The organism is Archangium sp. (genome assembly GCF_045802675.1).
Classification (GTDB): Bacteria; Myxococcota; Myxococcia; order Myxococcales; family Myxococcaceae; genus Archangium.
In genome coordinates, this window is record NZ_JBJMQO010000061.1 from 1 (window position 1) to 23,248 (window position 23,248).

The window sequence follows — 23,248 nt, forward strand, 5'->3', positions numbered from 1 at the left end:
GGCGAAGACCGGCTCCAATGGGCGATGGGCAAGCTGGAAAAGCGCATCAAGGACTCGGGCGGCAAGGGGGGCACGATCAACGTGGCGCTGTTTGGCTTCTCCCGTGGTGCTACACTGGCACGCGCCTTCGCCGTGCGCATCGCCAAGCTCAGCGAGAAGAAGTCAGGGGTCTGGCATTTCATTCCGGCCCGGCAGCCCATCCGGTTGTACTTCCTCGGGCTGTTCGACACCGTGGCTTCGGTTGGTTTGGCGATCAGTGCGAACAACAACGGGGCAATCGGTCAAGTGAGCCCGGGGGGGGCGATGAGCCAGCGCTATTCTCCGTCCATGGGTTCCCGCGTGGACCCGAACTCTCCCTGGGCAATCGCCACCGGAGCCACACCCGGCGCCGACCCGGCCAAGGGGTTGTTCGACGGTCATAGCTCCTGGGCGGATGAGCTGCACGTTCCCGAGATGGTGGAAGGATGCTTCCATCTGGCGGCCGGCCATGAGATTCGAAACTCCTTCCCCCTGGACAGCGTCCTCCAGGGAAACTTCTACCCGAAGAATTGCTGGGAGATGATCCTTCCCGGCGTTCACTCGGATGTGGGCGGTGGCTACCGCCCGGGTGAAGGGGCACGAAGCTTGAAGCCCGGCTCGATGCTGAGCCTCATTCCGCTGCGGCTCATGCGCGACACCGCGCTCCACGCCAAGGTTCCCCTCCTCAAGACCATCCCCGATAAGAAGCGATTGAAGGACTTCGGAATGGATGAGGGCAGCGCGGGTGAATACAAGAAGCTCCTGGAGCGCTTCAATCACTACATGAATGCCGTGAAGGGCGGAGCGGGCGAGCCGCTGGGCCGGCAGGTGCTGGCCCACATGCGCGTCTACTACCAGTGGCGCTTCTACAAGATCGCCGCCAACATGAAGGCGTGGAAGGCCGGGCTGCCGACGCAGGACGAGGCCATTCTGCGTGAATACGAACCACGCTGGGCCGCGCAGAAGTCAGCAACGCAAGCCGAGATGGACAAGCTGGATGCTGAATCGAAGAGATACCACGATGACTATGACAAGGCCATGTGGAGCATGATCCGGCAGTCCAGGCCCGAGTATCAAGGAGGACCCACCCGGGAGCAGCTCGACGGGGTGCGGAAACTCATGGACACCTCGAAGCAGAAGCGCAACGAGTACCTCGGCGTCAAAGCCGTCCAAGACACGCTTCCCGGCTCGGATGGCTCGTTGGAGAAGAACCTGCGCCTCTATGACGCGCAACTCCTGACCGATGCCCTGATGCTCAAGTTGATGTCCTTCACCGGGAAGCTGCGCCCCCATTACAAGGCGCTGCTCGATGCCTACGAGGCCGAGTTCAAACACAACAAGGGTCTGCGCGACGAGAAGATTATCGCGTTTTTCGACGAGTCCGTTCACGACTCGTTGGCCAGCTTCGCCGGGGATGCAACGCTCCCGTCCGACCCTCGCGTCATCTTCATCGGAGGCAACACGCGGTTGCAGTATGCCGTGAAACAGCCACAACGCCCCTCGGTCTCGCAACTCGCCTGAAAGACTCCCTCACGGAGGGGGCGACAGCGCCGTTGATACGGGCATGGCCGTCTTCGGGCCGTGCCGGTCGAGCAGGGCGTCCAGCTCGGCGAGCGCCTTGGCGTGGACGGTGGGCGAGTGGGCGAAGGTGGCGCGCGCCGTCTGGGCGAGCTTCAGGGCCCGCTCGGGTTGCTGTCCCGCGTCCCACAGCGCGCGGGCCAGGGCGAACTGCGTGGTGGCCCGGTACGCCGGGCGCACGGGTTGGTTCTCCACGACAGCGAGCACGCGCTCGAGCACGGCGACGGCCTCGGTGGCCCGGCCCAGCCGCTGCAGCGCCTCGCCCTTGCCCTCCAGCGGCAGCACCCCAATGGGCGAGTCCACGCCCATCTTCTCGAAGAGCGGCCGCTCCTTCTCGAAGAGCGTGAGCGCTCGCGCGGGGTCTCCCAGCTCGAGGTAGGTGCTGGCGATGCTCACGCGGATGAGCGCCGTGGTGATGTGCTCGGGGCCCAGGCTCTTCTCGCGCAGCTCCAGCGCCTGCTGGCGCAGCTTGAGGGCCTTGTCGTACTGGCCTCGCGCGTCGTGCAGGTCCGCCAGCCCGCCCAGGGCCTTGATGTAGACGTGCTCGGACTGCCGCAAGTCCTTCTTCGCCAGGTCCATCACCTGCTGGAAGGTGCGCTGCGACTCGGACAGCCGCTCCACCATCATCTGCATCTCCGCCACGTTCACCAGCGCCCGCATCAGCTCCGGGCTCTCCGGGCCCGTGCGCTCGTGGAACAGGCGCGCGGCTTCCTCGTAGTGCTTCAGGGCCTCGGCGTCGTGGCCGTCGGTGGCTTCCAGGTCGCCGTAGGCGATGTGGAAGTTCGCCCACTGCTCCGAGCCGTTCCGGTACGCCTGCTTGCCAATCTCCTGCACCCGGTCGAGCAGCTGGCGCGCCTCGGGGGTACGCCCCTGGATGGCGTACATGTTCGCCAGGTTCATCAACGGCTGGGTGAGGAAGGGATGGTCGGGCCCGAGGTTGTTCTCGCCCAGGCGCACCAGCGTGACGAGTGCCCGCTGGGAGTCCTCCACGCGGTCCAGGTTGTCCAGCGCGGCCAGCGAGTTGGTGGCGTAGCGCAGGGTGGTCGCGTGCGCGGGGCCGACCGTCTGCTCCGCCAGGGCGAAGGCCCGGTCGAAGGCCTCATAGGCCTCGGGGAACTTGCCCTGGTGGTAGAAGACCAGGCCCCGGTTGTTGAAGAAGATGGCGCGCAGCTCGCCGTGCTCGCCCAGCCGGTCCAGCGAGGCTTCCGCGAGGTGCTCCCAGCGCTCGGTCTCCTCCTGGCTGCCGCGGCTGCTGTAGTAGCCCATCAGCCGCACCGCGGCCGCCGTCGCCACGGTGTCGTGCCGCGAGCCGTGCGCCAGCCACAGCGCCCGCAGGAGCAGCGGCGCCACGCCCTGGTTCTCCTCGGAGAGGATCTGCGTCCAGGCCTTCATGAAGAGGGCCTCGGCGTGGAGGGGGTTGTAGCCGAGCGTCGCCACCCGGGCCTCCACCGCCGTGGCCAGCTCCAGGGCCTCCTTGTACTTACCGGCCTCGACGAGCGCCTTGACGCGGGCGAGCTGGCCGCGCGCCACGTTCACGGACTTGCGGACGATGGCGTCCTCGGGCGGCTTCACCTCGGCCATCAGCGCTTCCACGTCCGCGCAGCCCTGGAGCGGGCGCAGGGCACTGGTGGCGGAGATGGCCCTCTCCACCACGGTGGCATCGGCGTCGGTGAAGACCTCGGTGAGCGCGGCGAGCTCCTGCCGGCGGCTCTCCAGGCACGCCATGCGCAGGGACATGACGCTCTCGGACTGTTCGCCGCGGATGCGCGTGGCCTCGCACGTGTCCTGGTGCATGTCCGCCCACGCCTCCGTGTACGCGGCGAGCGCCGTGCGCACGCGGCTCCAGGTGTCGGGCGCGTAGGACAGGCCGGTGCCCACGAAGGCCTTCTCGATGGCCCGCTGGCGCGGCGTGTCCCAGATTCCCGTCAGCTTCTGCTGGCTGCCGGTGCACAGGTTGGCCAGGCGCTGGCGCCACGAGGTCCACGCCATCACGCTCGAGCCGATGACGAGCAGGCACAGGGCCACGCCGCCCACCCAGCGGCGGCGCACCCGGGCGGGGTCTCTCTCCAGCACGGCCAGCAGCGCGTCCAGTGAGGGGTAGCGCGACTCGGGCGCGGTGTTGAGGGCGCGCAGCAGGGCGCGGTTCACCCAGGGCGGCACCTTGGAGTAGGACGGCGGCGGCTTGATGCGCCCGGCCAGCACGTTCTCCCGGCGCTCGCTCGCGGAGGCCCCCTCGAAGGGGCGCTCGCCATAGAGGGCCTCCCACAGCGACACCGCGAAGGAGAACTGGTCTCCGCGCGCGTCGGCGGTGGCGCCACGGAATTGCTCGGGCGCCATGTAGGCCGGCGTTCCCATCACCGCGCCCCGCTGCGTCAGCTCCAGCTCCAGCAGGCTGTGCGGCTTGACGGGGCCGGTGCCCGGGGAGGGCGTGCTCTCGACGGACACGGGCTCCGGGGGCGCGTGGTGCTCGCGCGCGAGGCCGAAGTCCGTCACCCGGACGCGGCCGTCCTTGCCCACCAGCACGTTGGTGGGTTTGAAGTCGCGATGCACGAGCCCGGCGGCGTGCGCGGCGGCCAGTCCCCGGCCCGCGTCGAGGAAGGCCGCGAGACTCTCCCTCCACGTGCGCGGCTTCTCCCGCTGCCATTGCAGGAGCGTCTGGCCCTCCACCAGCTCCATGGCCATGAAGACCTGGGCGCCGTGCTGGTACACGTCGTAGACGGCCACCACGTTGGGGTGGGAGAGCCGGGCCATGGCCTGCGCCTCGCGCAGCAGCCGCGCCCGTCCCGAGGCCAGCTCGGTGCCTCCCTCCAGGTCATCGGGCGGCAGCAGCTTGAGCGCCACCTTCCGGTCCAGCACCGAGTCGTAGGCGGCGTACACCATCCCCATGCCGCCCTCGCCCAATGGGTCGAGCACCACGTACCGGTCCAGGGGCGTGCCCCGGCCCAGCGTGGGCATCCCATCAGGTCGGGTGCGGGAGACAGGCTCCGCCGGGTTCTCCGTGCCGAGGTTGACGGTGCGGCGCTCGTCCTTCACGAGCGTGCGGCGCTCATCCGTCTCGACCGTGCGCCGGTCCTCCGGCACGGCCGTGCGGCGCTCGTCGTCGGTGACGAGCGTGCGTCGCTCTTTGTCGTCGAAGGACCCCATGCAGCCTCGCTCCCGTGCAGGATGTCACGCCCGGGTGGAGGCGAGAATGCATCGTTGCGCCGATTCCGTAATCAACGGGCCACGACGCCGTGCGGCAGGCCGCTCGGAGGGCAACCGGGCCCGCTCACGCGGCGCGCGCGAGCCGCTGCAATGCGTCGCCGGTGACGCGGAAGACGGTCCACTCGTTCATCGGCGCCGCGCCGAAGGACTTGTAGAACTGGATGGCGGGCTCGTTCCAGTCGAGCACGGACCACTCGAAGCGGCCGCAGCCGCGCTCCACGGCGAGCTTCGCCAGGTGCGACAGCAGCTTCTTGCCGTGCCCCTTGCCCCGGGACCCGGGCAGCACGAAGAGGTCCTCCAGGTAGAGGCCCGGCTTGGACAGGAAGGTGGAGTAGTTGTGGAAGAAGAGGGCGAAGCCCACCACCTGGCCGCCGTCCTCGGCGAGAACCACTTCGGCGTAGGGCTTGGGGCCGAAGAGGTGCTGATTCAGGTCCTCCTCGCGGAGGACGACCTCGTGGGAGAGCTTCTCGTACTCGGCCAGGGCCCGGATGAGCCGGGCGATGGCGGGGACATCCGCGGGGGTGGCAGAACGAATCATGCGCGGGACACTACCGCCGCGGAGGCGCGGGTGAAGCGCCATCCGCGTCGTCTGGAGTGGGAGCGCCACCGCCGCCCGTAGTAGCGTCCGCCGGGCATCCGCACACCCGGTACGGGAGGGGCAGCACCATGCGCAGGTTCGAGTTCGTCGAGGGCACCAGCGCGAAGTTCTGGATGGCCGAGGTCCAGGGCAGCACCTTCGTCGTGGTGTACGGGAGGCTCGGCACCGAGGGCCAGCGCAAGGAGAAGGAGTTCGACGACGAAGAGAGCGCCCGGCGCGAGTACGACCGCAAGGTGGCCGAGAAGCTGCGCGAGGGCTACCGCGAGGTGTCCTCCGAGGCGCCCCAGGCCGCTCCCAAGGGGGCGAAGGGCGCGGCGGCCGCCGCCCCGAAGCTCTCGCTGCCTCCCCGCGTGCGAGGGGGCAAGCCCTCCGCCGAACAGGTGACCGCGGCCGTGGCGGCGCTCACCACGCTCGACGCGCTCGTGGGCGGACGGAGCTGGAAGGTGGCGCAGCAGGCCCGCGGGGCCCGGCGCGCGCTCCGGACGCTCGGAGGCGTGGACCCGGCGAAACACCCGGCCCTGGGCACGGTGTTCACGTCGTTGATGGCGAAGGTGGTGGCGCCGCGCGGCGAGCCCCGGCTGCCCCTGTGGGTGGCCATGGAGCTGCTGTCCGAGCTGGACGCCTCGGCCTTCCCCCGGACGCTGGAGCAGTGGAAGCGCGCGCCCGCGGGGGCTCCGTCCCAGGCCGCCACGGCGCTGCTGTCCCGTCAGGCCGAGGCGCTCGGCGAGCCGGAGCTGGCGCTGCGCGTGGGCACGCTGCTGGAGGAGCGGCCCCGGGCCCAGGGCGGTGAGGGCTGGGAGAAGCGGTGGAGCGAGCTGCGCCCGCACCTCGAGGGACACCTGGTGGCGGGAGGCAGCTCGCTGCCGGCGTGGCTGCGCTCGCTGGATGCGGGGGAGGACTCGCGCCTCGCCGAGCGCCTGTCCCGCCTGGGTGCGTGAGCGGTGTAGCGTGAGGGACATGACCACGTCCCGCTGGTGTTTGTGGCCCGTGCTCGCGCTGTGCGCGGCCGGGTGTGCTTCCGGAAAGGGGGCCTCGCGCTCCTCCTCGGGTTCCGCCACGGAGCAGCGCGCCGCGGAGCTGGAGGCGCGCAACGCCGAGCTCCAGGCCGAACTCAGCGCCAGGCAGGCCGAGCTCGTGAAGTCCTTCCAGACCGTGTCCCAGGCGGAAGGCGCCGCCGGGCTCAACAACCTCGCCTGTGTCGGGGTGTCGCCGGTGAGCGCGCCGGTGCCGGGGCTGCCCCGCTCGGGTGCCGAGCATGCCCGCTTCTCCCTGCGTGGCCAGTCCTACCGCCTGATGGCCACCTTCGCCGCGTCCCGCACGCAGGGCGCGTGGCGCCTGGCCCCGGGCACCTGCAAGGTGGGGCCATGAGGGCGCTCCGCCTGGGCCTGTTGGCCCTCTGGGCCCTGTGCGGCGCCGGTTGCGCCTCGGGTGCCGCGCGCGTGCGGTCGGCCGAGCTGGAGAACCAGCGCCTCACCCGCGAGCTGGAGGCCACGAACCGCGCCCTCCAGTCCGTCACGTCCTACGCCGAGGAGCTGCGCGCTCCGGGCAAGGCGGGGCGCTCCTTCTCCATGTACTACTCGCCCGCCGCCCTGCAGCAGCTGGCCTCGCAGCTGTTCCCCATGAGGATGGCCGCGCGCAGCTTCCACCAGCAGCTCGACGGGGACGTCATCATCGAGCGCCTCACCGACGTGCGCTTCGGCCCCGCCAACACGCTCACCTGCAAGGCCCTGATGCGCGGCGAGAACATCCGCTACACCGGCAGCGTCCCCAAGGCCTACCAACAGGAGGTCCGCAAGTTCCAATCGGGCGTGGCCGCCGGCGTGGTGGTGGACCTGCTGGTGGAGCTGTCCCTGGGCAGCGACAACACGCTGCAGGCCCAGGCCCACGCGTCGCACACGCGTCTCAACGCCAACTCGAGCCCCAACTCCGAGAGCATGTTGAGGCAGCAGATGAACGAGCGCGTATTGCGTACGCCCTTCGTCTTCGACCTCACCATCCCGGGCGGCAACGCCGTGCCGCGCCGGATGGTGCTCACCACCAACCACCTGGTGGTGACGTACGCGCCGTAGCGCGCGCCGTCAGTTCCCGCCCGCGGCCGTGTTGGGGGCGGGGGCGGGGGCGGGCTTCGACAGGTCCGCGATGCTCGCGGGCTGCTTGTCCATCTCCTCCACCGGGTAGCCTTGCGCCGCCTCGAGGTAGCGCGGCGGCTTCACCTTGCGGCGATCCTTCTGGCTCAGGCCCTCGGGAGACACCAGCGTCGGCTCGCCCCCGTTGGCGCCGGACTGGACGATGTGCCCATCACAGAAGAGCCACTCGGTGCGGCCGTCCGCGAACCGGCGCGCGTAGTACAGGTCGGTGCTGCCCACCTCGGGGTTCTTCGCGCACCACGTCTGGCGCGCCGTCTTCTCGCGCTCGGGCGCCTCGGCCAGCCACTTCTTCTGCGCCTCCTGTACCGCGAGCAACTGCGTGGCCGCCTCCATCCGCGCCCGCGACTGCTCCACCAGCTCGCGGCCCTGCTTCGTCAGCTCGGGGAAGGCCCCGGACTTCGCGTAGCCGCACTTGCCCACCGCGCCGAGGTTGGCCTGGTACACGTCCAGCACCTTGCCCAGCGAGCCCGAGGCCTCCTGGAGCAGCTCCACGGCGCGCCCATGGTCCACCGAGTGCGGGTTCTTCACCTGCTCGGTCGAGGACAGGAAGTCCGTCAGCAGCTTGTTCACCCCGCCCAGCTCGTCCGCCACCGTGCGCGGCTCCGCGTCACAGATGTTCACCCGGGCCTTGGAGTAGTCGCGGTAGTCCGCGCTCGCGAGCCCGAGGCTGTAGCGCACCGGCGCCACCTTCTTCGCCGCACACGCGCCCAGCGCCAGGCTCATTCCTCCGATGATCCACAGCTTGCGGTTCATGAAATTCATGGCGCGGGACTCTATCGGACGGAAATCGTCCGGTCGATCCGCTGTGAGCTCCAAGCAGTTTGTTTGCACCACGAGCACGGCCGCTTCCTCGCTCCATAGGCGATGGGCACGCCGCGGCTCAGCTCACCCGGGCGAGCAGGGACTCGGGCACACCGATGCGCTGGGGCTCGATGCCCAGGCGCACCATCTGCTGCGCGTCCCAGGCTGCCGGGTCGGGTGCGTGTACGTGGAGATGACGGCGATCCGCATGGGCGTGCCTCGGACGAAGAAGAGGGGAGTGGGAGGGGCGCAGCTTCGGAGATGGGCGTGCTTCAGGCCGCGCGGGCTTCCGGCTGGGACTCGGGAGCGCGCTGGCCGGGAAGCTTCACGTCCCACGCGAGGCCACACCCGCGCAGCAGCCGGATGAAGGCCCAGCCCGGATCCAACTGCCACCACGCCTGGCCGTGCCGCGCCGAGCCCGGGAAGGCATGGTGGTTGTTGTGCCAGCCCTCGCCGAGCGCGAGCACGCTCACCCACCACACGTTGCGGCTGTGGTCCTTCGTGTCGTGACCGCCGTGTGACGGCGCCTCAGAAGCAGCGCGTGGCGCCCTCGGCGTCCGGCTGGGGCCGGTGGGCCAGCGGCAACCCCTTGCGGGCGAAGACATTGTAGTGCCACACCCAGCCGAAGGGGCTCAGGTCCGAGGGGATGCTGCACAGGTACTCGTACTGCTCGGTGAAGCCCGGGGCCTCGATGAGGGCGCGGTCCTGCTCGTAGGCCGCGCGCAGCGTCAGGGGCCTGCCCTCGAGCCAGACGCGTCCCTGGAGGAGCCACGGCAGCTCGCCATTGAGGCGCAGCACCACGAACGAGGGCTCGTCCGCGAGCACCACCCGGGCGATCTCCCGCGCCCCCGCCTTGTCCGGGAAGAAGAGGTAGCCCTGGTAGCCGCCATGGCTGGTGTGCAGCACGCGCGCCACCCGCGCATCCGTCAGGCCGCCCGTGTCGATGACGCGCAGCCCGGAGCGGTAGGCCACCGCGCCCACGTCGAGCATCGCCACCGAGGTGCCCGGCCCGGCCAGGGACATGAGCCACGGGCCGAGCGGCTCGCGCGCCCGGACGGAGGCGCGGGTGCCCCAGTGCACCTCCTCGAGCACGCTCCGCAGCTCGAGCAGGGCGGCGGGCAGCACCGCGGCGGCCGCGAGCAGCACCAGTCCCGCGCGGGCCGGAGTCCGTACGCCCTCGCGCGGCCGCTCGCCGAGCAGCTTCCAGATGAAGACGAGGGTGGTGGCGGTGCCCACGGCGGCCAGCGGCACCAGCGGCACGAGGAAGCGGTAGTGCGGAATCCAGTCACCGCCCACGGAGGCGATGTACCCGGTCCACACCGTGGCCAGGAGCGCGAGCAGCCGGAAGCGTGGGTCCGCCTTGAGCGCGAGCGCCCACAGGCTCAGCAGCGCGAGGTAGCCGTAGTGCGCGGTGCCGTACCCGGCGAGGTAGTCCAGCCCGGAGGCGAGGCGGCCCGTCGCGTCGAGCGGCACCTTGGCGAGCAGCGTGTTGGGCGTGAGCGAGCCGAACCACTCCGCCTTGAGGGCCTGCACCGGCACCACGAGCACCAGCGTGGGCAGGGCGAGCGCGAGCCAGCGGCGCCAGCGGTCCGGCTCCTCGCGCCAGCGCCACAGCGCGCTCACGCCGATGAAGGCGAGCGGCAGGCCTCCCTCGGGGCGGAAGAGGAGGGCCAGGGCGAGCGCGAGTCCCGCCAGGCCCTCGTCCCGGGGCGAGCGGGCGCGCACGTGGAAATAGAGGCCGAGCGCCACGAGGGCCGCGAAGGGCGCCGTCTCGAGGCCGTTGATGCACGCCACCGCGACGCCCGTGTGCAGCGCCACCAGCAGCCCCGCGAGCACTCCGGCCGCGCGCGAGCCGCTCAGCTCCCGGGCGAGGGCCATGGTGACGCCCAGCAGCACGAGCCCGCACAGGATTCCGAACAGCTTCACCGCCAGCAGCGGCTCCACGCCCAGGCGCAGAAGGGCGGCTTCGAGCACCACCATCGCCGGACTGGTGAAGCCCTCCACGCGCTCGCCCGGGTTGAAGACGGGCCCGTTGCCCGCCGCGAGGTTCTCCGCGTAGCGCAGCAGGATGAAGGCGTCATCCACCCGCATCGGGAAGAAGAGCAGGGTGTGGACCACCAGCAGGAGCCCGAGGACGGAGAAGGCGATGACGTGGGCCCGGGTGTCGCGTGACATGAGGCGGCGGAAGATACCATCCGCGGCCGGGCTATCGGCTGGAGATCGCGGTGGAGAGGGGCAGGGCCCGCTGCCGGTCCGGCGTGGAGCGGTGCTCGGGGAGTGCCTCGTTCATCCAGCGCACCACCCGGCCCCAGCGCGTCCAGGCTCCAGCGCGCCGCGGCGAACAGCCGGTAGTCCGCCGAATGGTGCTTGGGTCCGCTGCTCCCTACCGCTACCAGCACCCCGGTGAGGCCGTCATCAGGCGAGCTGGAAGGCGCCACCGGGAGCGGAGGCTACGTAACCCACCAGCTCACCCTCCACTCGCTCATCCTGACCGCCCGAAACTGCGAAACTCGAACTTAGACACTGCTCGGGGGGTGGCATCGCAGCATATGATCTGCCGATGTCAACAGCGCCGGAACTCGAAGTGGGGGGAACGCTCAACCGACGATTCATCGTCGAGCGGCGTCTCGGTGCGGGCAGCTTCGGCATCGTCTACGAAGTCTACGACAAGCAGCGAGAGCTCAAGGTCGCCCTGAAGCGGCTTCGCCAGTTCGACGCCTCGACCGTCTACCACTTCAAGCAGGAGTTCCGCTCCCTGGCGGACGTGACGCACCCGAACCTGCTCGGACTGCACGAGCTGTTCTCCATCGACGACCAGTGGTACTTCACGATGGACCTGGTCGAAGGCGTGGACTTCCTCGAGTACGTCCGCGGCGCCTCCGAGCAGCTCCCGAGCTCGGTGCCCTCCGGCCCGGAGTCCGGCTACCTCCCGACGATGCGCAGTCAGTCCCAGCCGGAGCGGGACACCCACGTGTCCGGGGGGAAGGTGCTCCAGGCGGTTCCATCGGTGAGAGAGCTGCCGCCGCACGACTCGGGCAATAGCGGGCGTGGCACGCAGGTCTTCGGCCAGGTGGCGCCTGCCCCGATTCCATCGGTGAGAGAGCTGCCGCCGCACGACTCGGGCAATAGCGGGCGTGGCACGCAGGTCTTCGGCCAGGTGGCGCCTGCCCCGACTCCACCGGTGAGAGAGCTGCCGCCGCACGACTCGGGCAATAGCGGGCGTGGCACGCAGGTCTTCGGCCAGATGGCGCCTGCCCCGACGGAGTCGCAGAACCTGGACGCCCTGCCGCTCGGGAGAGGGCTGCCCTCGGCGCCGGTGCACATGCCGGGGACTGACCCGAACGATTCTATCTCCGTGGTGGAGACGCTGAGGTCGGAGGGGAGTGGCGGCCTCCCTGTCGGTTCGCGGCAGCTCCCCGAGCGGCGACATGGAGGGACGCTGGACGAAGCTCGCCTGCGCAAGGCGATGACGCAGCTGGTGGCCGGCCTCGGCGCGCTCCACCAAGCGGGTAAGCTGCACCGGGACCTCAAGCCCTCCAACGTGATGGTCACCCGCAGGGGCCGCGTGGTGGTGCTCGACTTCGGCCTGGTGGCGGAGCTCTCGCGCGAGAACGTCTACCGCGGCCTGGAGATGGTGATCTCCGGCACCCCGGCGTACATGGCGCCGGAGCAGGCCGTCGGCCGCGACCTCACCCCGGCCGCGGACATGTACGCGCTGGGGGTGATGCTCTACGAGGCGCTCACCGGCGAGCTGCCCTACGGCGGCAGCGCGCGCGACATGCTGCTCCAAAAGATGAACGAGGATCCACCGGATCCCCGCACGTTCGACCGCCAGCTGCCGGAGGACCTCTGCGAGATCTCCATGCGGCTGTTGAGCCGCGATCCCGCGCAGCGGATGACCGGCGCGGAGGTGCTGGCGCGCCTGGGCGGCGAGGCCGGCGCCGTTCGCGCGCCCGAGCCCCTCTCCCGGCGCGACCAGGACACCGGCATTCTCGGCCGCGAGAGGCAGCTGGCCGCCTTCGCGGAGGGCCTGACCGGCGCCCGGCAGGGCAACACGGTGCTGCTCTTCGTCCACGGCACCTCGGGCATGGGCAAGAGCGTACTCGTGCGCTCGTTCCTCGATGCCCTCTCCCGGGAAGGCCAGGCGGTGGTGCTCGAGGGCCGCTGCTACGAGCGCGAGCAGGTGCCGTACAAGGCGCTGGACAGCCTGATCGACTCGCTCACCCGCCACCTGATGCTGCTGCCGCCCAGCGACGCCGAGCAGTTGCTGCCGCGCGACATCCTCTCGCTGGCCGGGCTGTTCCCGGCCCTCAAGCGCGCGCAGGTGATCGCCAGCATCCCGGCACGGGAGCCGGCCACGGACCCGCACGAGCTGCGCCGCCGAGGCACCACGGCCCTGCGTGAGCTGCTGCTCCGGCTCGCCCGCCACCGGCCGCTGGTCCTGTTCATCGATGACCTGCAGTGGAGCGACAGCGATAGCGCCGCGTTGCTGTCCGATCTGCTCAGCCCACCGGAGTCGCCGGCGCTGCTGCTGCTCGCCAGCTACCGCACCGAGGACGCCGAGCGCAGCGCGGTGGTCACGGCGCTCAAGCCACGGCGCGGCCAGCAGACGGGGGCGCGCTTCCGCGAGGTCGAGGTCGGCCCGCTGAGCCCCGAGGACGCGGGCAACCTCGCGCTGGCGCTGCTGGGCGAGGACCACCCCAACGCGCGCAATGACGCGACGACGATTGCCCGCGAGTCCGCGGGCAGCCCGTTCTTCGTGGCCGAGCTCTCCTGGTACCTGCGGGCGCTCCGCCGCGAGGGGAGCGTGCGCCCCGCCGACTGGCTGTCGCTGAGCCGGGTCATCGCCGAGCGCGTCGAGAAGCTCCCCGAGCAGGCCCGCCACCTGCTGGAGGTGATCTGCGTGGCGGGGCGGCCGCTGCCGGTCGCGGTGGTGAGGAAGATCGCCGACCTGCCCGCTGCCTCCGAGTTGGAGACGCTGTCGCTGCTTCGCGGCGAGCGGTTCGTCCGCACCAAGGAGCCGGATCTGGTGGAGGCCTTCCACGACCGGATCCGCGAGGCGGTGGTGGCGAACCTGCCCGCGCCGACGCTCCAGGGGCTCCACCTGCGGTTGGCGGAGACGCTGGAGGCCGCGAGCGCGAAGACCGCGCCGGGCGTGCTCGCCTACCACTTCCTCTCCGGGAACAACCTGGCGAAGGCGCTGCGCTACAGCTTGTTCGCGGCGCGCGAGGCCCAGGCGCAGTACGCCAACAGCGAGGCGAGCTACCACTACCGGCAGGCGCTCCAGCTGCTGACCTCGGGCGCCATCCGCGACGAGAAGGAGGTCGCCAGGCAGGTCCGGAAGGTGAAGGAGGCGCTGGCGCACACCCTGCTCCAGGCGGGCAGCTACGCCGAGTCCGCCGCGATCTTCCAGGAGTGCCTCGCCACCGAGAAGGACCCGCGCGCGCGCGCCGAGCTCCACTCGGGGCTGGGCCGCGTGCGCCAGGAGCAGGGCGAGTCGGGTACGGCGATCCAGGAACTGGAGAAGGCGCTGCGGCTGTTCGGGCTGAAGGCGCCGAGGTCGCTCGTGGGGCTGGGGCTGAAGATCCTGGGCGAGGTGCTCCTGCGCGCGTTCGGCACGCTGCTCCCGTGGCTGCTGCTGCGGCCAGTGTCCGAGGAGCGCCGTGGGGACTACCTGCGGCGTCTGGACACGCTGGTCGCGCTCATCAAGATCTACTACTTCGTCGACATCAACAAGCTGACCTGGGCCACGCTGGTGCTCAACAACATGGCCCAGCGCGTGCGCTCGGACTATGCCTCCAGCCTGGCGCGGTCCTACTACGGGACCCTGCTGTTCGGGGCGGGGTTTCTCGAGAGCTCGGTCAAGAAGTGCGAGGCGGGAGTGGAGCTGGCCCGGCGCGCGAAGGACCCGGCGACGGAGGCGATCGCGCTGTGCCGGCTGGCCGTACAGGCCACCTTCGCGAACAAGCTGTCGCGGGCGGTCACGCTGCATGAGCAGGCGGGCGGGATGCTCCGGCAGGTGGGCGAGATGTGGGAGCTGCAGACCAGCTTGATGATGCTGGCCACCAGCCGCTTCTTGAAGTCGGAGTTCAAGGCAGCCGAGGGAATCTATATCGAGATGGGCGCGCTGGGGCTCCAGCTCAATGCGCTGATGCACCAGGGCTGGTCGCACGCGTGGGCGCCATTCTGCCGGTACCTGCTGGGCACGCAGGACGCCGCGAGCGTCAGCTCGGAGATCGAAAAGGCGCACGGCATCAGCGTGCAGGTGAAGGACCTTGCCAACCAGTGCGCGGCGCTGAACCACCTCGCGAACATCGCGGTGCGCGAGGAGCAACCGGAGGAGGCCGCCCAGCTCGCGGACCGGTTGTTCCGCACCATCTGGCGCTACCATGTGCTGGTGCCCTTCCTCCAGATCGGCCTGGTGGATGCGGCCGAGGCCGCGCTCTACGCGCTGGAGACGGGAGCCACCTCGGTGAAGCGCTCGCGGCTGTTGAAGATCGTGCGCCTCTCGCTGCTCAAGGCGCAGTTCGTCGCCGGTCGCTACCCCTACCTGGCCGGGCCGACCCTGCGGGTGAAGGCCCGGTACGCCCGACTGAGGGGCCGCACCCAGCAGGCCGAGTCGCTCTTCCGGCGGGCGCTGGAAGTCTTGAAGGATACGCCCAACCGCTGGGAGAAGGGCGTGGTCTGCTACGACGCCGCGGTGGCGCTGCCGCATCTGCGCGAGGAGATGCTGGAGAAGGCCGAGGTGATCTTCACCGCGATCGGCGCCGAGGCCGAGCTGCGGCGGGTGCGGCGCCTCACCGAGGCTCCCGCCGAGCCGAGCGAACGGTAGAGCGCGCTCGATGCGATGATCCTGGCCGGGGCCCGCCTCGCGGGCCGCGAGGGCAGCTCCACGTGCTCCAGCTCAGGCCAGAACGGAGAAACGGATCCAGGCGGCGGCGACCGCCGCGGCGCCATACGTGAGGATCTCCACGTCCTCTGTCCACGGCTGGGTGCGCTCGAGGGCACCCCAGATGTGGATGGCCGTCATGATCCCGCATACCAGGTAGATGAAGTCGAAGAGGGGGAGGTGGGCCTTGGGATCGGGGATGGCGCGCACGACGATGAGGATGGCGGCCAGGGCGAGCCCTCCGAGACACCGGCCGAAGTAGACGGTGAGCCAGGTGTTGCCCTCGGGCATCGGCCAGCGGAACCAGCGGGCCCACCTCAAGGGCATGAACAGCAGGGGCAGCGCGTAGAGGCAGGAGAAGGAGATGGTGACTACCAGGAGGAACCAGCTCGCGAGCGGGTAGTCGGCATTGATCAAGGGCATGGCGTGGGCAGGCGCGGCTGGCTGCAGCCGCGACAGACGAAGCCTACCCTTCTCCTGGGGCAACGCATAAGGCGAATAGACGGCCTGTGGAGGGTGAGGGCAAGCGCCCCGGCCTCCGGCTCACCGGGGCGACGTCCTCCGCCGGGGTTCTGTCTACGTCCGCCTGGCCGCCGACTTGCTGGGCTTCCCGCCCCTCCTCCGAGGACCCCGGGTCCTCGTGGTACGGTGCGCGGCAGAGCCATGAGTCAGCCGAATCCGACCCGACCCGACGTGCTCTCCTTCTTGCGGCGGCAAGCACTGACGGAGAAGCTGAGCGAGGCAGAGCTGCAGGCCCTGGTCTCCGTGGCGGAGCATCGCCTGTGCGCGGACGGGGAGGTCATCGTCCACGAGGGCGAGCACCCCGACGCCGTCTTCGTGGTCCTGCGGGGGCAGGTGGACGTCTCCAAGGACGTGACGCACCTGCCTGATCCGGACGATGAGTACCCCGACGAGCAGACCCTCACCCAGCTGGGCGAGGGCGCGATGCTGGGGGAGCTGTCCTTCCTGGATGGAGAGCCGGCCTCGGCCACCCTGCGGGCCAGCGGGCCCTGCGAGCTGCTGCGGGTGACGCGCAAGGGGCTTGCCCAGGCCTCCTCCATGACTCCCACCCTGGAGGACAAGCTCTCCGTCGCCATCGCCCGCATCATGGTGCGCCGGCTGCGAGCCATCAATCAGAGCCATGTCGAGGCCCTGCACCAGCGGCTGCAACAGGCGCACCTGCGCAACCAGTTCGCCATCTTCTTCGTGATCACGCTCGTCCTCTTCGGCATCGCCTCCGCGGTGCAAAAGCTCATCAATCCGGGGCTGCCGCCGCTCTTGCAGATGCTGTACTCGTGGGGCATGTTGCTGCTCACCTTCGCGCCGATTGGCTGGTTCGCTTGGCGCCTGCGGCTGTCCCCAAGGACGTGGGGGCTGAGCTGGCGCAACGCCGGCCGCAGCGTGCGGGAGTCACTGGTGCTGACAGCCGGCCTGGTCGCGCTGGCCGTGGGCTGGCGCTGGCTCAACAGGGCCCCCCAGGAGCCGCTCGTCACCTGGGGCTCCTTGGCCAACTACTCCCCGGTGGAGTTCGCCGCCTTCTTCTTCGCCTACGGCCCTCACAGCTTCCTGCAGGAGTTCATCGGACGGGGCGTCATCCAGGGAGCGCTCACCCGGTTCCTCCCCGAGTTCAGGCCGGAGGTGCCCGTGGTGTTGACCTCGGCGCTCTTCGGAATCTTCCACCTGTACGTGTCCGTCGCGTTCGCCCTCATCACCTTCGTGGCGAGCCTCGTCTTTGGCATGCTCTACCGTCGGCACGGCACCCTGGTGGGGGTGACAGTGCTGCACTACTTCATCGGCTGCGTCTCCATCAGCCTGGGCTTCAACTGAAACTGAGCCCAGGGCGGCGGAGCTGCGCCAGGCTCAGCACCACGCCTGCCGCGGTGCTCCCCGTGCCGGGGCCAGCTGACGCTCGCGTCCGTGAGCGGCTTGACCTGGTTGGGCTGCATGTGCCCCCAGTGTGCCCCTCCAGCGGGGTTGGAGGCAGCACATGGGGGAACGGCGTGGGACGGGGCGGGATGACGCGCGTCCTGCTTGGGGTTTTCCATCGCCTCGTCTACGGGTTCGAATCCGTGCCGAGGACCGAAGAGGCGATTCGGGAGCGAAACGCGAAGATGGGCGCGGAGTTTTGAGCACAGGGAAGCGCGCGCTCGGGTGAGCCCGGTTCCCGAGCCAGCGTTCCTGTGTTGTCAGGCTCGCCGCTCATCTCCGCCGGGCGGCGTGAGGGCGAGGTGCACCGCATCGCCGCGGCGGGAGACCCGGTGCCGCTGAACTCAGTCCAGCTTGGACAGGAGCTCGTTGATTTGAAGCGTTTCGCCTCTTCGGCATTGGCCATATGCTCACCGCACGTCGGTATCCGCTCTCGAATGGGGCGCCCCGAGCCCCGCGGTGGAGGCTTCATGCAGACATCCAGCCTGGCAGCGAGACCCGTCCGGATGAACCCGGTCGTCGGACTCATCCTGGTCATCTACCACGGGCTGGCGCTCGCGGCGTTCGTGCTCCCGTGGCGCCTGGACTGGGTGCTCGCGGGCTTCGGCGTCTTCATGCTGGTCGGGCTGGGGACGACCCTGGGGCTCCATCGCAAGCTGACGCATCGCTCCTTCGAGTGCCCCCGCTGGCTGGAGTACGCGCTCGTCACCGCCGCCATGCTGACCCTCCAGACCAGCCCGCTCGAGTGGGTGGCCAACCACCGCCTCCACCACGGGAATGCCGACCAGGAAGGCGACCCGCACACGCCGCACAAGGGCTTCTGGTACAGCTACCTCGGCTGGGTGGTGGATGATTTGTCCACGGACCGCGAGGCCTACAAGACCTACTGCCGCGACCTCGCCCAGGACCGCTACTACCTCTGGCTGCTGCGCTACCGGTGGATTCCGCACGGGCTCCTCCTGGCGCTCATCGTCGCGGTGTGGGGCTGGCGGGCCGTGCCGCTCGTGATGTACCTGCCGCTCAAGCTGTGGATGCACGCCCAGTACACGGTGAACGCGGTGTGCCACGCGAGCCGCCTCGGGTTCCGCTCGTACGACTCGCCCGATGAGAGCCGCAACGTGTGGTGGGTGGGGCTGTGGGCGCTGGGCGAGGGCTGGCACAACAACCACCACGCCTACCCGCGCTCGCCGCTGCTCGGGCGAGGGCCGTGGCAGCTCGACGTGGGCGGGCTGGTGCTGCGGCTGCTCGTCAAGCTGCGACTGGCCACGTTGCATCCCGCCGCGGCGGCGGTGCCCGCGAGGGAGGCTCCGGAAGACTGAGGCCCCGGCTCCTTCACGGCGCACCGCGAGCTCGGGCTACACATGACGCGCGAGACCGGGCCCGCCGAGCTGCGCGGCTGAGTGCCCCGCGCGCCCCCCAGGGTGGTGGAGCCGGACTCCTCTGATAACGTGCATTCCTTGATGGACTGCCCGGACGAGACCACACTGAGCGACTTCCTCGAGGGGCTGCTCGCGGAGGAGCACCGGGGGCGCGTCCTGGCGCACATGGAGGGCTGCTCCGAGTGCCAGCTGCTGGTGGCCTTGAGCGCCAGCGCCGCCGAGCACGCGCCGGAGGCCTCCCTGGACGCCCCCTGGCCCCGGGGGCCACGCTCGAGCGCTACGTGGTGCTCGAGCGCATCGGCCCGGGCGCCATGGGCGAGGTGTACGCGGCGTACGATCCGGAGCCCCAGAGAGGGTGTCAAAGGATTCAAACGGCTTCAACGACGTCGGCTCTTGCAGCATCATGGTGAACGTGAACAACGCATCCACCCCGTTCATCCGCGGCCGCATCCTGGTGGTAAACGACCAGCGCAACATGCGCACCATTACCGCGCTCATGCTGCGCGCCGAGGGCTACTACGTCATCGAAGCAGCCTCCGGGGAGGAGGCACTGTCCATGCTCGCCATGGGAGGAGTGGACCTGATGCTGACGGACCTGAAGATGGAGCCCATGGACGGGCTCACCCTCCTCCAGCGCGCGCTGAAGCAGATCCCGCGCCTCCAGGTCATCATAATGACTGCCTTCGGCTCCAGCGAGAGCGCGGTGGAGAGCAGGCGCCTGGGGGCGTACGACTACATCCAGAAGCCATTCAAAGAAGGCGAGTTGTACCACAAGGTGGAGCGCGCATTGGAGCTGTCGCGGGCGAGGCTGTTCGAATGAGCGCCACAGCCTGAGCGCGCGGGTGGGCGGCAGCCCGGCTAGCGTATAAGAAGGATGGGAGGCGTGTTGAGGGAGAGGGCTGGAGCAGAGAGGTCGAGGAGGGCCGCTGAAGGGGGCCGGCCGAGTGGTGCACCAGGCCGGTGGAGAGGCCGCGCAGTCCCTTTGGGGTACACGCCGGCCCAGGCCGTCCTCCCAGGAGGGGTGCGGCAGGGGCCCTGGGCCTCTTGGCTGTCTTGAGACTCAACACCACGCGGCCTGAGGGGGCGCTCGCGCCGGGGCCAGGCTCGCACTCTGGGAGTGCAGGCGGCAGGTTCGAATCCCGCCGCCTCCACTGGAAGTAGCAAGGCCCCGGCCGCCAGCAGGCGAGCCGGGGTCCTCTTTTTCCGCCGAAGCCGCCAGCGCCAGCGGGGCGAGCTGGCTCAGCTCACCAAGGACAGCGGGGGCCCCGGCGGGATGATGCGCTGCGGCTCCAGCCCCAGCCTCGCCATCTGCTGGACGTCCCACTCCTCGAGCGCGTCCATCCCGGCGATGTAGCGCCGCGCCTTGTTCTTCACCGGGTTGCGGATGCTGAGGATTTCCGGCCCCGAGAAGAGGATGGTGCTCTTGTAGCGAGGCATGTCGCTCATCGCCAGCTTGGACCAGTAGTGCTTGGCGATGTTGGGCAGGCTGCCCAGGGTGTGGCACAGCCGCTGGAAGTGCTCCACCACCTCGGAAGGGTGCAGGTGCTTCGGGCGGTGGCAGAGCGTGTAGCCGTCGTAGTCGCGGCTGAGGGTGCCGGGCAGCAGTCGGCCCTCGGAGGCCACCTCGCGGAAGAAGGGCGTCTCGGGGTAGGGGCAGACGATGCCCAGGAAGGTGATGGAGAAGTAGCTCAGGTCCGCGAGGTACTGGGGCACCTTCTCCAGGTACTCGTTGGTGTCTCCGTCCGAGCCCACGATGAGCCCGAAGGACAGCAGGATTCCGGCGGAGAACGCACGGCGGATGACCGCTTCCACCTCGGACAGCTTGTTCTGGCCCTTGTTCATCGCCTCGATGGAGTCGGGGTTGAGCGACTCCAGGCCGGTGTAGATGTAGCGGCAGCCCGCGCGGGCCATCAACTTCACCAGCGCCTCGTCCTTGAGCACGTTGAAGGTGAGCGCGCAGCCCCACGTCTTCTTGAGCGGGATGAGCGCCTCGCACAGCTCGCGCAGGTACTTGGGCGAGCCCCCCAGGTTGTTGTCCAGGAAGACGAACGCGTCATCCAGCAGCCCGAAGAAGTTCTTGTTCCAGCACATGCGCGTCTGGATTTCGTCGATGACCTCGGACACCGGCCGGTAGCGGTAGCGCTCGTGCCCGGTGAGCACGCAGAAGTTGCAGCTGAAGGGACAGCCTCGCGAGGCTTCAATCCCCGGCAGGCGCACCTTGTTGTGCGTGAAGTCGATGAGGTCATAGCGGTACGGGCGGATGTCCGTGACGCCCTTCGAGGCCAGGGCGTAGCGCTTCTTGAGCTGGCCCTTCTGGAAGTCCTCCACCAGCGCGGGCACGTTGGGCTCGGGCTCGCCGGTGATGACGGCGTCGAAGTATTTCTCGCAGTCGTCCGGGAAGTGGCTCGCGTGGCGCCCGCCCGCCACCGTGACGATGCCCCGCTGGCGCAGCAGCGTGGAGAGCACCTTCGTGTGCTCGTAGTACGAGTGCAGGTACGAGAAGAAGACCAGGTCCCACTCCCTATCGAGCGGGATGTCCATCTCCTTCTCGTTGTAGAGCTCGATGTCCGCGTCCTCGGGACAGAGCGCGGCGATGAGCTCGGGCACCGAGGACTGCATGATGGACGGCTCCTTGATGTGGAGCCGGGTGGGATGGGTATAGGTGGAGATGATGGCGATCCGCATGGACGTGCCTCGGGTGAAGCAAAGGGAAGTGGGGAGGGGCGGGGGCTTCGGGAACGGGCGCGCGCTTCAGGTCGCCCGGGTTTCCGGCTGGGGCTCGGGAGCGCGCTGGCCGGGGAGCTTCCCGTCCCACGCGAGACCGCACACGCGCAGCAGCCGGATGAAGGCCCAGCGCGGATCCAACTGCCACCAGGCCTGCCCGTGCGGCGCGGAGCCCGGGAAGGCGTGGTGGTTGTTGTGCCAGCCTTCGCCCAGGGCGAACACGCTGACCCACCACACATTGCGGCTGAAGTCGCGCGTGTCAGGGGTGCGGAAGCCGAGGAACCGGACGTGGCACACCGAGTTCACGCAGTAGGTGCTGTGCATCCAGAGCACCAGCGGCAGGAAGAAGCAGGCGGGCAGCGCGCTCCAGCCGAGTGTCAGGCCGAGCAGCACCACCGTGACGGCCTGGGGCACCATGCGGTAGCGCAGCAGCCAGAGGTAGTAGCGATCCTCGGCGAGGTCGCGGCAGTACTTGCGCCAGGCCTCGGAGTCCGTGGAGTCCTCGTCGAGGATCCACCCCAGGTGCGAATACCAGAGGCCGCGCAGCGGGGAGTGGATGTCCTCCGGCAGGTCGGTGTGGACATGGTGGATGCGGTGGATGGAGGCCCACAGCAGTGGGCTGCCCTGCCCGGAGAGCATGGCGAGCGTGACGAGCCCATACTCGACCCAGCGCGGACAGCGGAAGGCGCGATGACTGAGCAGCCGGTGCAGCCCCACCGTGGTGCCGAGCATGATGCTCACGTGCAGCCCGATGACCACCGGCAGCGCGAAGGGCGGCCAGGGAAGCCACAGCGAGGAGGCGGCGAGCCCGTGCACGAGCACCATGTAGACGGCGATGGCGGTGTGGGTGCGTGAGCGGCGTGACGGCTCTGAAGGTGTAGCGGAGGACATGAGGGCGGACTTCCATCGGAGGCGAATGGAGACGGTCTCCGGTCAACCGGGTGACTCTAACGGGCCTGGATCGATTGAGCCATCCAGCGCACTGCGCTTGCCGTCGCGCTACAGGATGTACCCGAAGCCCACGAGGTCCAGCGCGAGCACCCGCGCGTGCTTCGCCAGCTCGGGCGCCGCCGGGAGCCAGTTGAGGTAGCTGCCGCCCAGGCCGTGCAGCAGCACCCGCGTGCGCCCGCTCCCGCCGTAGTCGGCGTAGTGCACGGGGCCTCCGAGGTCCACCGTGCGCAGCCGCACCGGGTACGTGCGCGACAGGGTCGTGGTTCCAGGCGCAACGGGGGCGTCGGCCGGGCGCGCCGTGGCCGCCGGAGTGTCCGAGGCGCGTTCGCCCTGGACGAGCACGAGCCCTCCCTTGGGCCCACGGGGCTGCTCGGGCAGGGTGTAGTGCGTGCGCCAGAGCGTGAGGTACTTGCGGGCCTCGGACTCCCAGCGCGCATCGTCCCAGCCCAGCTTCCCCAGGTGGGTGCGCCCGGCCCTGGCGCTCTCCACGGTAGACGGGCGGCGGGCCCATCGAGGGCGGCAGTGGGCGGGGCGCCTGCTCGGGTGGCAAGTGTGGCGCGGTGCAGTCGAGCTACTACAATGGGCGCGTCGAGCCAGGAGGCTCACAGGGAGTCGCAACGCATGAGTACGAAGTGGATGGGGCTGGTGCTGTCGTTCGTGGTGGGAGGCGCGGCTGTCGCGGCCGAGCCTCCGCCGAAGGCCACGCCGGCCCTGATCGAAAAGGGCAAGGGCGTATACGCCACCTACTGCCAGACGTGCCACGGCATGAAGGGCGAGGGTGACGGGCCGATGGGGACGTATCTGAACCCCAAGCCGCGCAACTTCCTCACCGAGCCCTTCAAGCAGGGCAACAAGCCGGAGCAGATCTTCCAGACGCTCGGCAAGGGCGTGCCGGGAAGCGCGATGGTGGCCTTCGTGAACCTCCCCGAGGAGGATCGCTGGGCGCTGGCCCACTACGTCGTCGAGCTGCAGAAGCAGGGCAAGCCCGCGGACGCGAAGGGCGCGAAGAAGGCCACGCCGAAGAAGTAGGCGG

General features: G+C 69.6%; 17 protein-coding genes and 2 pseudogenes. 10 read left to right on the plus strand and 9 right to left on the minus strand.

Annotated elements, in window-relative coordinates; genetic code table 11:
- On the plus strand, positions 1-1,539 hold a 1,539-nt coding region (locus ACJ8AN_RS17680), incomplete at its 5' end, for a T6SS phospholipase effector Tle1-like catalytic domain-containing protein (RefSeq protein WP_407756553.1).
- A gap of 9 nt (positions 1,540-1,548) precedes the next feature.
- On the opposite strand, the gene ACJ8AN_RS17685 is transcribed toward ACJ8AN_RS17680, so the two are convergent.
- Together ACJ8AN_RS17685 and ACJ8AN_RS17690 are read right to left on the minus strand one after the other, a co-directional pair.
- Positions 1,549-4,740, minus strand: a complete 3,192-nt coding sequence (locus ACJ8AN_RS17685) for a tetratricopeptide repeat protein (protein WP_407756554.1) — start codon at positions 4,738-4,740, stop codon at positions 1,549-1,551.
- Between the two features lie 124 nt (positions 4,741-4,864).
- Entirely contained in the window at positions 4,865-5,338 is a 474-nt protein-coding gene (locus ACJ8AN_RS17690; protein WP_407756555.1) for an N-acetyltransferase family protein, read from the minus strand.
- A 128-nt stretch (positions 5,339-5,466) separates the two neighbouring features.
- On the opposite strand from ACJ8AN_RS17690, the gene ACJ8AN_RS17695 reads away from it, so the two are divergent.
- The 3 genes from ACJ8AN_RS17695 to ACJ8AN_RS17705 are packed head-to-tail and all read left to right on the plus strand — an operon-like array spanning position 5,467 to position 7,467.
- A complete protein-coding gene (locus ACJ8AN_RS17695) occupies positions 5,467-6,336 on the plus strand; it encodes a WGR domain-containing protein (RefSeq protein ID WP_407756556.1) in 870 nt (289 codons plus the stop codon).
- A 19-nt stretch (positions 6,337-6,355) separates the two neighbouring features.
- On the plus strand, positions 6,356-6,766 hold the full coding sequence (locus tag ACJ8AN_RS17700; RefSeq protein WP_407756557.1) for a hypothetical protein: 411 nt from the start codon (positions 6,356-6,358) through the stop codon (positions 6,764-6,766).
- Positions 6,763-7,467, plus strand: coding sequence for a hypothetical protein (locus tag ACJ8AN_RS17705; RefSeq protein ID WP_407756558.1), 705 nt, complete (start codon positions 6,763-6,765; stop codon positions 7,465-7,467). Before ACJ8AN_RS17700 ends, ACJ8AN_RS17705 begins: the two co-directional genes overlap by 4 nt.
- Positions 7,468-7,476: 9 nt before the next feature.
- Here ACJ8AN_RS17705 and ACJ8AN_RS17710 read toward each other — a convergent pair whose 3' ends face one another.
- The 3 genes from ACJ8AN_RS17710 to ACJ8AN_RS17720 all read right to left on the minus strand — a co-directional run bounded on the left by ACJ8AN_RS17710 (position 7,477) and on the right by ACJ8AN_RS17720 (position 10,521).
- Positions 7,477-8,307 carry a hypothetical protein gene (locus tag ACJ8AN_RS17710; RefSeq protein ID WP_407756559.1) on the minus strand — a complete coding sequence of 277 codons (831 nt, stop codon included), beginning with the start codon at positions 8,305-8,307 and terminating at the stop codon, positions 7,477-7,479.
- A gap of 311 nt (positions 8,308-8,618) precedes the next feature.
- The gene (locus ACJ8AN_RS17715; RefSeq protein ID WP_407756560.1) at positions 8,619-8,951 is read right to left on the minus strand and encodes a fatty acid desaturase; all 333 of its coding nucleotides are present in this window, start codon (positions 8,949-8,951) and stop codon (positions 8,619-8,621) included.
- Positions 8,875-10,521 (minus strand): glycosyltransferase family 39 protein, encoded by a 1,647-nt coding sequence (locus ACJ8AN_RS17720; protein WP_407756561.1) that lies wholly within the window; start codon positions 10,519-10,521, stop codon positions 8,875-8,877. The genes ACJ8AN_RS17715 and ACJ8AN_RS17720 overlap by 77 nt, the downstream gene beginning before the upstream one ends.
- A gap of 385 nt (positions 10,522-10,906) precedes the next feature.
- On the opposite strand from ACJ8AN_RS17720, the gene ACJ8AN_RS17725 reads away from it, so the two are divergent.
- Positions 10,907-15,178 carry a protein kinase domain-containing protein gene (locus ACJ8AN_RS17725; protein ID WP_407756562.1) on the plus strand — a complete coding sequence of 1,424 codons (4,272 nt, stop codon included), beginning with the start codon at positions 10,907-10,909 and terminating at the stop codon, positions 15,176-15,178.
- Between the two features lie 72 nt (positions 15,179-15,250).
- Here ACJ8AN_RS17725 and ACJ8AN_RS17730 read toward each other — a convergent pair whose 3' ends face one another.
- Entirely contained in the window at positions 15,251-15,658 is a 408-nt protein-coding gene (locus ACJ8AN_RS17730; RefSeq protein WP_407756563.1) for a hypothetical protein, read from the minus strand.
- A gap of 240 nt (positions 15,659-15,898) precedes the next feature.
- Here ACJ8AN_RS17730 and ACJ8AN_RS17735 point away from each other — a divergent pair, with 240 nt between their 5' ends.
- From ACJ8AN_RS17735 to ACJ8AN_RS17750, 4 genes and pseudogenes are all read left to right on the plus strand, one after another.
- Entirely contained in the window at positions 15,899-17,062 is a 1,164-nt protein-coding gene (locus ACJ8AN_RS17735) for a cyclic nucleotide-binding domain-containing protein (protein ID WP_407756564.1), read from the plus strand.
- 605 nt (positions 17,063-17,667) lie between these two features.
- Positions 17,668-18,480, plus strand: coding sequence for an acyl-CoA desaturase (locus ACJ8AN_RS17740; protein WP_407756565.1), 813 nt, complete (start codon positions 17,668-17,670; stop codon positions 18,478-18,480).
- 141 nt (positions 18,481-18,621) lie between these two features.
- Positions 18,622-18,690, plus strand: a pseudogene (locus ACJ8AN_RS17745) (hypothetical protein); the annotation flags it as partial.
- A gap of 253 nt (positions 18,691-18,943) precedes the next feature.
- Positions 18,944-19,400, plus strand: a pseudogene (locus ACJ8AN_RS17750) (response regulator); the annotation flags it as partial.
- A gap of 379 nt (positions 19,401-19,779) precedes the next feature.
- On the opposite strand, the gene ACJ8AN_RS17755 reads toward ACJ8AN_RS17750, so the two are convergent.
- From ACJ8AN_RS17755 to ACJ8AN_RS17765, 3 genes are all read right to left on the minus strand, one after another.
- Entirely contained in the window at positions 19,780-21,225 is a 1,446-nt protein-coding gene (locus tag ACJ8AN_RS17755; protein WP_407756566.1) for a B12-binding domain-containing radical SAM protein, read from the minus strand.
- Between the two features lie 66 nt (positions 21,226-21,291).
- Entirely contained in the window at positions 21,292-22,155 is an 864-nt protein-coding gene (locus ACJ8AN_RS17760) for an acyl-CoA desaturase (protein ID WP_407756567.1), read from the minus strand.
- A gap of 108 nt (positions 22,156-22,263) precedes the next feature.
- On the minus strand, positions 22,264-22,704 hold the full coding sequence (locus ACJ8AN_RS17765; protein WP_407756568.1) for an alpha/beta fold hydrolase: 441 nt from the start codon (positions 22,702-22,704) through the stop codon (positions 22,264-22,266).
- A 132-nt stretch (positions 22,705-22,836) separates the two neighbouring features.
- On the opposite strand from ACJ8AN_RS17765, the gene ACJ8AN_RS17770 reads away from it, so the two are divergent.
- Positions 22,837-23,244: a c-type cytochrome gene (locus ACJ8AN_RS17770; protein WP_407756569.1), complete on the plus strand. Its 408-nt coding sequence runs from the start codon at positions 22,837-22,839 to the stop codon at positions 23,242-23,244.
- Positions 23,245-23,248 lie beyond the last annotated feature (4 nt).